Below are 1820 nucleotides of genomic sequence, written 5' to 3' on the forward strand. Positions count from 1 at the left end.
GTCCGATCCTCGACGACCCCGAGGCGCGCATCTTCATCGAGCAGCTGCGCGACGAGGGCATGGCGATTGCCGCGGCCGCCGGTCATCCGCTGGCCGAGGGATTCGAACGGCGCGTCACGACCAGGTGGAGCGCATTCCCCCCGCATGTGAAATCGTCGATGGCCAACGATCTCGAAAGGGGAAAGCCGATCGAGGTCGCCTGGCTGTCCGGGCGGATGCACCAGCTGGGCATCGAGTTCGGCATCGCGACCCCTGGCCACACGGCGGTCTTCCGCGCCTTGCATCTCTACGCAGCAGGTGCCGCTGCCTAGCGGCATCCCATCGACCTTCCATGGAGGGCATTTTTGTGACATCGAGCGAAGGCATGCCGGCGACGACAGGGAGCGAGGCAACGGGCTCCCAGGACATGTTCAACAGGGAGCTTGATACCTATCGCAGGATCGTGGATGCAAACCTCATGTTCCATCGCGAGGTCTATCGCCTTCTGCGTGACGTGCTCACGGAGCTTGCGCCTGCGTCGTTCCGCTTTCTCGACGTGGCGTGCGGCGATGCCGGCGCCTCCGCTGCGACGTTGAGGACGACCACGATCGGCAACTATGTCGGCATCGATCTGTCCGAGGCATCGCTGCGGCTGGCGGCTCGAGAGCTCGATATCCTTCCTTGCCCGGTCGAGTTGCGTTGCAGCGATTTCGCGCATGCGATGGCGACGTGGTCGGAGCCCGTCGACGTGATCTGGATCGGCATGTCGCTGCACCACCTGCCGACCGAGGGTAAGGCGCGGCTGATGCGGCACGCCCGCAGGGCCCTGGGAGGGATGGGCCTCTTCGTCATCTGGGAGCCAGCGCTTTTCGAGGGAGAGGATCGCGCCGCCTGGCTCGCCCGCTTCTCCTTGCTGCGCGATGAATGGTCGGCCGTTTCCGACGAGGAGTTCGCCGCCATGGAACGGCACATGCTGCTGGCCGATTTCCCGGAAACCGCCGCCACATGGCTCGGCATGGGGCGGGATGCCGGCTTTTCCCACGCGGAGGAGATTTTCGTCATGCCGAACAGAATGGGTAGGATGTTCCGATACTGGAACTAGAGCACTCCAGCAAAAGCGTGAAACGGCTTTCCGTCCGCAACTGCTCAAAACAAAGAGATGCGAGACAATGTCATCCAAGCTGAAACCGAACGAGGTCACGCCGGGTGATGCGCCGGTTCCCTTGGCCATTGAGCTTGCCGGCCGCTGGGGGCGGCTGCGGCCGCTCGACGCCGCGGGCGATGCGGCACAACTCTACCTGCTCTCGCATGACGAGCACACGCACGCCACCTGGGTCGACATGAAGGTGGGGCCGTTCGCCACCGAACGGGCCTTCGCCGAGCAAGTCGCCGTCCTGGTGGCCGATCCCAAGCGCGCCTTCTTCGCCGTCGATGGCCCCGATGGCGGGCCGCTCGGATGGCTCTGCCTGATGGAGGCGCGACCCGCGCATCATGTCGTCGAGCTCGGCTATGTGCTCTACACACCGCCGCTGCAGCGCACGCGGCTCGCCACCGAAGCGCTCTACCTCATCCTGCGCCACGTCTTCGACGATCTCGGCTACCGGCGCCTGGAATGGACCTGCACCTCGACCAACCAGCGCTCGCGCAAGGCGGCCGACCGACTCGGCTTCGTCTATGAAGGCATGCTGCGCGAGAGCCTGTTCCTGAAGGGCAAGCCGCGCGACATCTGCATGTACTCGATGCTTTCCAGCGAATGGCCGGCCCGCCGCGCCGCCTTCGAGGCCTGGCTCGATCCCGCGAACTTCCGCGATGGGCGGCAGATCTGGTCGCTGACCGAAATC

At 65.0% G+C, this 1820-nt stretch carries 3 protein-coding genes; all 3 read left to right on the forward strand.

Annotation, left to right across the window (positions count from 1 at the left end):
- The coding region (locus tag EOA33_RS40810; RefSeq protein WP_281033555.1) for a ketopantoate reductase C-terminal domain-containing protein at window positions 1–311 on the forward strand (311 nt) is incomplete at its 5' end.
- A 35-nt stretch (window positions 312–346) separates the two neighbouring features.
- Entirely contained in the window at window positions 347–1081 is a 735-nt protein-coding gene (locus EOA33_RS25775) for a class I SAM-dependent methyltransferase (protein WP_189347333.1), read from the forward strand.
- Window positions 1082–1148: 67 nt separating this feature from the next.
- The coding region (locus EOA33_RS25780) for a GNAT family protein (protein ID WP_190234373.1) at window positions 1149–1820 on the forward strand (672 nt) is incomplete at its 3' end.

This window comes from Mesorhizobium sp. M4A.F.Ca.ET.050.02.1.1 (assembly GCF_003997725.1).
Taxonomy (GTDB): domain Bacteria; phylum Pseudomonadota; class Alphaproteobacteria; order Rhizobiales; family Rhizobiaceae; genus Mesorhizobium.